Raw genomic sequence first — 9081 nt, forward strand, 5'->3', positions numbered from 1 at the left:
AGCGCGTCCCACAGTTCCCCGGTCTCGGTGTTGGCAAATTGATGCTTCTTCAGATAGCGGCGGATTCCGTCGCGGAAGACGTCCGGGCGCAGGAACCGCTCGAGCATACGAAGCACCGCCGCGCCCTTCTCATAGGTGAGAATGTCGAACATGGCCCGGCATTCTTCTGGACTGAGCACCGTGAATTCGATGGGTCGCGTGTTGCGCAGCCCATCGACCGCCATTGCCGCCGCGCGCGACACCGAAAAGCTTTCCCAGCGCTTCCACTCCGGCTTCCAGGCGTGCACTGCCAGCATCTCCATGAAGGTGGCGAACGCTTCGTTGAGCCAGATTCCGTTCCACCAGCGCATGGTCACCAGATCCCCGAACCACATATGCGCGTTTTCGTGCGAAACCACGTCCGCGACCCGCTCCAGCTCCGCGCGCGATGCGGTTTTCTCATCGACGAGCAGCGCGGTCTCGCGAAAAGTGATTGCGCCCAGGTTCTCCATCGCGCCCGACGCGAAATCGGGAATCGCGATCAAATCCAGCTTGTCGCCCGGATAGGACAGCCCGTAGTAGTCAGCGAAGAATTTGAGCGAGAATGAGCCGATCTGCTTGGCGAACGGGGTCAAATCAGCCTTGCCCGGAACATGCACAATTCGCAGCGGCGTGCCGGCATCGATCGGCGCGGTCGCCTCGAATTCACCGACGATGAACGCCACCAGATAGGTGGACATCACCATTGTTTCCTTGAAGGTGACCTCCTTCTTGCCCCCGGCGAGCTTGCGCGCGCTCTCCTCGCCCGCGTTTGAAATCGCGGCCAGATGCTCGTCCACCACCAGCACTACCTGGTAACTCGCTTTGAGCTCCGGTTCGTCCCAGCACGGAAATGCGCGCCGCGCGTCGGTTGACTCGAATTGCGTGGTGGCAACCACGTGGGTCTTGCCGGTCGCGTCGGTGTACTGACTCCGATAGAACCCGTGGAGCTTGTCGTTCAGGATTCCGCGAAACGCGACCTTGAGGGTGTACTCCCCAGGCGCCAGGGATTCAGAAAGGCGCAGGTGCGCCCGTTCCTTCTCGGGCTCCATGCGAACCGTGGCCCGCAGCCACCTACCCGCCGCTTCGACCGCCGCCGAGTCGATCTCAAGCTCGAGTGCGTTGAGGACGATTTCTGCGGTCGGTTCGATCACCACGATCGCGATGCTTTCGGCGCCCTTGAAGGTGAATGCCTTGAGGTCCGGTTCGAGGCGAATCTCGTAACGGCGCGGTTTTACATTCTTTGGCAGCCGGTAGTCTTGAACTTGAGTACTTTCGGAAGCGCCTTCTTGATCGCGCATGACTATTCCCTTCGCGAGTTGGAGGTGGTCGAAGGCATTAAACCATCAAGCCATCGACCCACCAAGGTTTAAGGTCTGAAGGTTCCGGTCCTGCTTTGCGCCGGTGCGCTGATTTGCGAGTTCGATTGCAATAACCTCTATGCCAGCACCAACGAACGCTCCATCCAGAGCACATCCCAGTAACGATCAAACTTCCGGCCATTCTCGGAGAAAGCCCCGACCTCGGTGAAGCCGAAACGGCGGTGCAGCGCAATCGAGGCCTCGTTGGGAAGCGTGATACCCGCCACCAGCCGCCTGAGATCCTCGTTGCGCAACGCGTCGAACAGCCTCTCATACATCATTCGCCCGATGCCACGTCCGGTTGCATCCGGCGCACAATAAACCGTGACCTCCGCGGTCGTGTCGTACGCGGCTTTGTTCCGGAACCTGCCCGTGCCGGCGTAGCCGAGAATGCGCCCTTCGTCTTCGCTTACGAAAAGTCGATAGCGCGCGCCTTGGGTATGTTCGTTAAACCATTCCACGCGCTGTTCGAGCCCGACCGGTTCGATGTCGAAAGTGATCGGCGTATTGAGAACGTAGTAGTTGTAGATTGAGGTAATTTGCGCGAGGTCTGCGGGAGCTGCCGGTCTGACGAGGATGGTCGACATTGCGAGCCCTCCGGAGGCTCGCCTTAGTCACGCGCTCCCGTGAGCCTGAGTCAAGCGGGCGCGCCACTGCGCGCGAGCTCCGCGAAATTTGCGAGCCTCACGCCGCGCGCGAGGAGCGCGTCGCGCAGCCGCGGGCTGGTCAGGATTTCCAGCTCGACCTGCGCCGAGGCGGATGGCGGCGTGTCGCCGATGTCCATCGCGGGATGGAAATAGAGCTCGGTGGTGCCTTCGCGGAGACGATCGATAATCGCGACGACGTAGTCCTCGTCAAGGTGACCGCTCTGATGGAGCCCAAACAACGAATCGGTCGACTTAAGTCCCCGTTTGCCCATCAGGCGCCGCGTCCGTCTGGATAGGGCGCGGAAGATCGCCGCCTCAACCGCCTTACGCGCGGCATGGTCACGGCGCAGACGCAGGGTGGTCAGTACCCGTTCGCGCGGCATGCGCAGGCAGGGAACCTTATACTCGACCGCCAGCCCAATTAGGATATCCGCCACGACCGGATGGACGTGGAAATTCAGATGCCCATCGATGTGATTGAGGTACCCCACGAGCTCGAGATGCTTCTCCACCTGCGCCCTCAGCTCAGTCTCCAGTTTGGCTCGTACTTGCTTGTCGAAATACCAGCGCAGGCCGGTCAGCACGGCGTTGTCGGGAAACCTCCCGAGCGTATCGACGGCAGGAGCGATTTCGGCCGGCGGGAGCACGCTGCGGCCTCTGCAGACGACCGCATGAAGACCAACATCGAGTTGGGGATGTTCGCGCGCCAGAGAAATCGCCTCATCACGGTGCGCTTCCGCTACCATGAGGCTCGCGCTGGTCAGAATACCCTCGCGATGGGCCTTGACGACGGCTGCGTTCACCTCGCGCGACAAGCCGAAGTCGTCGGCGTTTACGATTAGCGTTTTCACTGCAGGAGGGCTGGTGGCACCACTGGCCGCGCTGACCTTGACCGCGTCGGCACGTCCGCGCATTTTGCTAGCATTGCAGGATCGGCTCAAAGTAGCGACGCCGCAGGAAAGCGCTTGATACTGCTTTTCTATGCGTTCGCGCGTGAAATCGCGCCGTTCAAACGCCACCTCAAAAATCGCCGACCCCTGGAGCATCGGGACCTGCGCGGGTTCCGCGCCGAGCGCGGCGAAACCGAAATTCTTGCAATCGCAACCGGGATGGGATTGGCGCATGCGCGTAGGGCTGCGCTGCGCGCGTTCGAATTGTATCCGGACGCGGGGCTCGCGATTGGCACCGGAGTCGCCGGAGCACTCACGGACGGACTGGGGCCCGGCGACCTGATACTTGCCGACCGTGTGATGGTGCAACACGACCCGGTGACCGAGCCGGAGCATCTGATAACGATCGACGGGGAACTGCTGGGCCAATTGGAACGCAGGCTAGAGGCTGCCGGATTGCGCTTCGCATCGGGCGGCATGCTCAGCTCGCAGCGGGTGCTGTCGCACGGTGTGGAAAAACGACTGGCCCGCAAGAACACCGGCGCAATCGCGGTGGATATGGAAACTGCGTCGATCGCCGAGCAAGCGCGTGCGCGCGGGATACGCTTCACTTGCCTGCGCGCAATCATCGACCAGGTCGACGAGGAAGTCGTAGGTGCGACCCTCACCGACCGGAGCGGAGAGGTGAGCGTACTCGCCGCGACCGCATACCTGTTTCGCAATCCTGGCGACCTGCTCAAGCTGCCGCGGCTGATTGCCAATTTGAGCCGCGCCACCCACTCGCTGGCCGCGGGATTGGAAGCCATCCTGCCGAGAGACACGAGTCAACCTTAGGGTTGCTTCGTGCGGCGCGGGCGTGCGGGAATCGACGCGGTTCGTTTGCCTCCACTGTCAATGCCGCCGGTCAGCCCTAAACCTTTGCTCTTGACCAAGACCGCTAGGGAGACTCCCGATGCGTTCGCCACATTTTGGTAGACGAATTAAAGAATCAAATCCACAATTTCGGGCTTTGCACGAAAGGATGGATTGATGCCCACAGATTCAGGGGAATCACGGAAAGCGAGCCAACGGCAACGAATCGAGAAAGCGAACGTCACGTCCGCCGTACCGACCGAATCTGTCGATGTGGCGGAGCAGAAGCGGCTGAATGACGCCCGTGAGGCGGCGTTCCCTGGAGAAAGTGGGTCCTTACCTTGCGAACGGCAATGGGACACGGTGCGCGAAGACTACAGCGCAGACGGTAACGCCTGGGACTACTTTACCCAGGATCAGTCGCGGTCACGCGCCTACCGCTGGGGCGAGGACGGACTCGGCGGGATTTCGGATGATGGCCAACGCCTGTGCTTCGCGCTGGCCCTGTGGAGCGAGCGCGATCCGATCTTGAAAGAGCGCCTGTTTGGACTCACCAAAAACAGCGAGGGCAACCGCGGCGAGGACGTAAAGGAGCCCGTTGATCTGGGAAATAGCATTCGCCAACCTGAATACGAATTCCTGAGAGGCCAGCGTTAGAAGAGCCCCCGTGGAGAAACGAACCGAAGAGGCGCTGCGCGAGAGCGAGGGCCGCATTCAGGCGATCCTTGATACGGCCGCCGACGCGATCATCACCATCGATCAGCTTGGGATCATCGAGAGTGTGAACCATGCGGCGGAGCGCCTGTTCGGTTACTCTGCCTCCGAATTGATTGGCCGCAACGTCTCGATGCTCATGCCTTCACCCCATCGCGAGCGGCATGATGAATACCTCGCGCATTACATGCGCACCGGAGAGGCCAAGGTAATCGGCATCGGGCGCGAGCTGGAAGCGTCACGCCGCGATGGCACTACCTTTCCGATTGAGTTGGCGCTTAGCGAGGTGCGCGGAAGTAGTCACCGGCAATTCACCGGTATCATTCGCGACATCACCGTTCGCAAAAAGGCGGAAGAGGCTCTGCGCGAAAGCCAGGGGCGCATTCAAGCGATCCTGAACACAGCAGCCGACGCGATTATCACCATCGATCAGCGCGGGATCGTAGAAGCGGTGAACACTGCAGCGGAGCGGCTGTTTGGCTACGCCGCTTCGGAGCTGATTGGCCACAATGTCTCGATGCTGATGCCATCACCGCATCATGAACAGCACGACGGGTATCTTGAGCGTTACATGCGCACCGGAGAGGCCCGAGTGATCGGAATCGGGCGCGAGCTCGAAGCGCTCCGGCGCGACGGCACTACTTTTCCGATCGAGCTCGCGCTTAGCGAGGTGCGCGGAAGCAATCATCGGCAGTTCACCGGTATCATCCGTGACATCAGCGTACGCAAAAAAGCGGAAGAGGAGCTCCGCGAAAGCGAGGGTCGCATTCAAGCGATTCTCAACACGGCGGCCGACGCGATTGTCACCATCGATCAGCGCGGGATCGTTGAAAGCGTGAACGCTGCAGCGGAGCGGCTGTTTGGCTACGCTGCTTCCGACCTGATTGGCCACAATGTCTCGATGCTGATGCCGTCACCGTATCGCGAGCAGCACGACGGGTATCTTGAGCGTTACATGCGCACCGGAGAGGCCCGGGTGATCGGAATCGGGCGCGAGCTGGAAGCGAGGCGGTGCGATGGAAGCACTTTTCCAATCGAACTGGCGCTGAGCGAGGTGGTCGGAAGTAATCATCGGCAGTTCACCGGCATCATCCGCGACATCACCATGCGGAAAAGATCGGAAGAGGCGCTGCTGCGCGCAGATGCGTTGAAGGACGAGTTCCTGGCCAACACGTCACATGAGCTCCGCACCCCGCTCAACGGCATCATTGGTATCGGCCAGTCGATGCTCGATGGCGCAACTGGGAAGCTCACGGAAGACCAGCGCCGCAACCTGGCAATGGTGGTTGCGAGCGGGCGCAGGCTCGCAAGCCTGGTGAACGATTTGCTCGATTTTTCAAAACTTCGCCACGAAACAATCGAGTTACGCCGCCGTCCCACGGACATGCACGCGCTCACGGATCTTGTGCTTACCGTTTCGCGCGCCCTGGTGGGCAAACGTCCGGTGCGATTGTTCAATCGCGTCGATCCAGGAGTGCCGCTGGCTGAAGTGGATGACGATCGTATCCAGCAAGTTCTTTTCAATCTCGTCGGCAACGGAATCAAGTTCACACCTGGCGGCGCAGTCGAAGTCTCCGCCCAATCGCGCGATGGCTGGCTGGATGTGACGGTCGCCGATACCGGGATCGGGATCGATCGCGCACGTTTCGAGGAGATCTTTGAATCCTTCTCACAAGGCGACGGCACCGAAGCACGCGAGCAAGGCGGGACGGGCCTCGGGCTGGCCATCACCAAGCAGTTGGTCGAACTCCACGGTGGAACGATCGGCGTCGAGTCCCAAGTTGGCGCCGGATCAAGGTTTACGTTCTGCGTGCCTCTGAGTGCGACGACCCGCGCGATGCTCACTCCGGATGAGGCCAAGCAGCCGGTGAGCAAAGTGCTCGCGGATGTGCAATTAACGGAGTCCGGTCCGCCTGCCGCCGCGCAAACGAATCATCGCGGCTATCACATCCTCGTGGTGGACGATGAGCCGGTGAACGTGCAGGCATTGGTAAACTATCTTAGTCTTGCGAACTATGCGGTTGTGACAGCGGCTAATGGACATGAAGCGCTGGAATATCTGTCGTCGGATAAACCGTGCGATCTAGTCCTGCTCGACGTGATGATGCCGAGGCTGTCCGGGTTCGAAGTCTGCGAGAGAATTCGCGAGAGCTACTCTCATGCAGACCTGCCGGTGATCCTGCTGACCGCCAAGAACCGCGTATCCGATCTGGTCAACGGCTTTAGCGCCGGAGCAAACGATTACCTGACGAAACCGTTCGCGAGCGATGAGTTATTGGCTCGCGTGAACGTCCATCTTGAACTGGCGAAGATCAGCGACAGTTACGCGCGATTCGTACCGCGGCAGTTCCTTGAGCAACTGGGCAAAGAGCGAATCATCGATGTCGTGCTCGGTGACCAGGTGCAACGCGAAATGACGGTCCTGTTCTCGGACATCCGTGATTTCACGCACCTCGCTGAAGGAATGAGTCCCGCAGAGACTTTTCGATTCGTCAATGAATATCTCGGTGCGATGGAACCTGCGATTGCGAGCCATCACGGAGTAGTCGACAAGTACGTCGGCGATGCCGTCATGGCGCTCTTCCCAAATCGCGCTGACGATGCTGTCCGCGCCGCTTTGGAAATGTTTCAGAGGCTCGAGGGACTTAACCACGAGCGCGCTAAGCTGAACCGGACCCCAGTGCACGTCGGTATCGGCCTGCACACCGGCAAATTGATGCTGGGCACTGTCGGCGCGCGGGATCGCATGGATACGACCGTCATATCCGACGCGGTTAATCTTGCGTCGCGAGTTGAGAATTTGACCAAGGCTTATCGCGTGCCGCTGATCATAACCGAAGACACCCACGCGGCGGTGCAAGAGCGGAATGCGATGTCGTTTCGGCGCATCGATCGCGTGCTCGTCCAAGGTAAGTCGCAACCGATCGTGCTGTACGAAGTGCTGGACGCGGATGACCCCGCCAGACGCGCAGCGAAGCAAGGCGCGATGCCCGATTTCGACGCTGGCCTGAAATGCTACGAAGCGCTCGATTTTGCGAGCGCAATCGGTCATTTCGAGCGGGCCTTGGCCGCAGCGCCATCGGACACCGTAGCGCAGGTGCTGCTCGAGCGCGTGCGGCGCTTCGCAAGCAAAGGCTCATCACCAACCGAGGAGGACGTATTCAGAATCGCAAAGGTTGACGACTGACCCACGGCGAATAAGCCTCGCACCCACCGACCATTTCTGATTTCTGGCGTGGGCCGCGTTCAGCAGGCCGAAATCTCAAGCAGGACATTTCAGATCCTGGTCAGATGATTCACATCGTCGTGAGATACAACATGCGTCGCGCGGCGCGAGTGCCGCGCACACCTCAGCCCCGACTCGATCGAATTGCTGCGCAGGTCTTTCTCAATCTCCCCGTCGAAGCATTGCTTCGGTTTACAGCTGGAAAGTTGGTCGAGCAGGAGGAATTCGAACTCTCAGAAAACCAGGAAAAAACCTTCGCTTTTTCTGATCGAAATGTTTCGCAGAGCGGCTGTTTCGGTTCGGATGTTGGGTTGATCGGACTGGCATCGTCCACCGAATCAAGCCGGATGATCCGGTGAAGCGTCCTCGTCAATTGATCGCGGCAGGTGGTTAACCAACCGGTCCGTAGCGACCGCGAACCGCCGCATGATCCAAAAGCTCGCTGCGATCAAAATGCCGAGCGCCGGCAGTGCATCACGATGCGGGCAAGACGGTGCAATTCGGCAATACTTCCGGCATTTGCGAAGGCCCCCGCCATAGTTGCTATAAAAGGTCCGGTCGCTAGACCCTCGTGAACACGGAGGTGCACTGTGGTGCAGCTGCAGACAGCCTTTATGGCCTTGGTATTGTCACTGGGCGTTGCTCTGACCGGGCAAGCGCGGGCACAGGAGAGTGCGCCTGCGGCCGGTTCAAGCGGTGGGGAAGGTGTGCACGCAGCAACCGTGCTGACCATCCACGGCAAGATCGCCGCGGTGGACGAAGCCAAGAAACAGGTGACGCTGGAAGCGAACGGTAAGCAGGTGACCTTCCAGGTCGACAATCCGTACAATCTCAAGAATGCGAAAGTCGGCGATCCGGTCGTGGTCCGCTACTACGAAGTTGTCTCAGTGCGAAAGAAAAAGAAGGGCGAAGAGGTCCCGTCCGTCTCCCTTACCGAAGGCATTGCAACTGCGAAGAGCGGGACTCCTGGTGCGGTGGCCGAGCAGAAGGCCACGGTCCTCGTGACCGTTACCGATGTCGATGCTGAAAACGGCACCGTGACCATCAAGGGTCCCGATGGATCGACCGAGAAGGTGAAGGCGCGAGATCCCAAGGTTCTCAAACACCTGAAAGCAGGAGACGAACTGGTGGTGACCGTGACGCGCGCGACGGCCATCGCGATCGAAAAGGAAGCCGCGGCGAGTTAACCCTGCCTGCAGCCTCCCATCGCCCTCATATTATCATCGGAGGCTCGCCGTTGAGCGGCCGCGCCTCTCTGAGCCTCAACTGAGCACCGGATACCTCTGCCCGAGGACGAATTCGCACTTTTGGCTGCTTCTCTTCCTGGTGATCGCTTAAGAACTGCCCTGGCAAGCGTTGACTCGGACCTTGCT

Annotated in this window: 7 protein-coding genes; 4 read left to right on the forward strand and 3 right to left on the reverse strand. The window is 60.0% G+C overall.

Going from position 1 to position 9081, the window contains the following annotated elements; genetic code table 11:
- From VGI36_14805 to hpnK, 3 genes are all read right to left on the reverse strand, one after another.
- Positions 1–1319 (reverse strand): M1 family metallopeptidase (locus VGI36_14805; protein HEY2486418.1); only part of this gene is annotated, 1319 nt, incomplete at its 3' end.
- A gap of 137 nt (positions 1320–1456) precedes the next feature.
- Entirely contained in the window at positions 1457–1966 is a 510-nt protein-coding gene (locus VGI36_14810; GenBank protein ID HEY2486419.1) for a GNAT family N-acetyltransferase, read from the reverse strand.
- A gap of 50 nt (positions 1967–2016) precedes the next feature.
- Positions 2017–2940: a hopanoid biosynthesis-associated protein HpnK gene (gene hpnK, locus VGI36_14815; GenBank protein ID HEY2486420.1), complete on the reverse strand. Its 924-nt coding sequence runs from the start codon at positions 2938–2940 to the stop codon at positions 2017–2019.
- Between the two features lie 51 nt (positions 2941–2991).
- On the opposite strand from hpnK, the gene VGI36_14820 reads away from it, so the two are divergent.
- From VGI36_14820 to VGI36_14835, 4 genes are all read left to right on the forward strand, one after another.
- Positions 2992–3750 carry a hypothetical protein gene (locus tag VGI36_14820; GenBank protein HEY2486421.1) on the forward strand — a complete coding sequence of 253 codons (759 nt, stop codon included), beginning with the start codon at positions 2992–2994 and terminating at the stop codon, positions 3748–3750.
- Positions 3751–3945: 195 nt separating this feature from the next.
- Positions 3946–4425 (forward strand): hypothetical protein, encoded by a 480-nt coding sequence (locus VGI36_14825; protein HEY2486422.1) that lies wholly within the window; start codon positions 3946–3948, stop codon positions 4423–4425.
- A gap of 10 nt (positions 4426–4435) precedes the next feature.
- Positions 4436–7669 (forward strand): PAS domain S-box protein, encoded by a 3234-nt coding sequence (locus tag VGI36_14830; protein HEY2486423.1) that lies wholly within the window; start codon positions 4436–4438, stop codon positions 7667–7669.
- A gap of 632 nt (positions 7670–8301) precedes the next feature.
- Positions 8302–8895, forward strand: a complete 594-nt coding sequence (locus VGI36_14835; GenBank protein ID HEY2486424.1) for a hypothetical protein — start codon at positions 8302–8304, stop codon at positions 8893–8895.
- Positions 8896–9081: the final 186 nt, after the last annotated feature.

The organism is Candidatus Binataceae bacterium, assembly GCA_036495685.1.
Classification (GTDB): Bacteria; Desulfobacterota; Binatia; order Binatales; family Binataceae; genus JAFAHS01.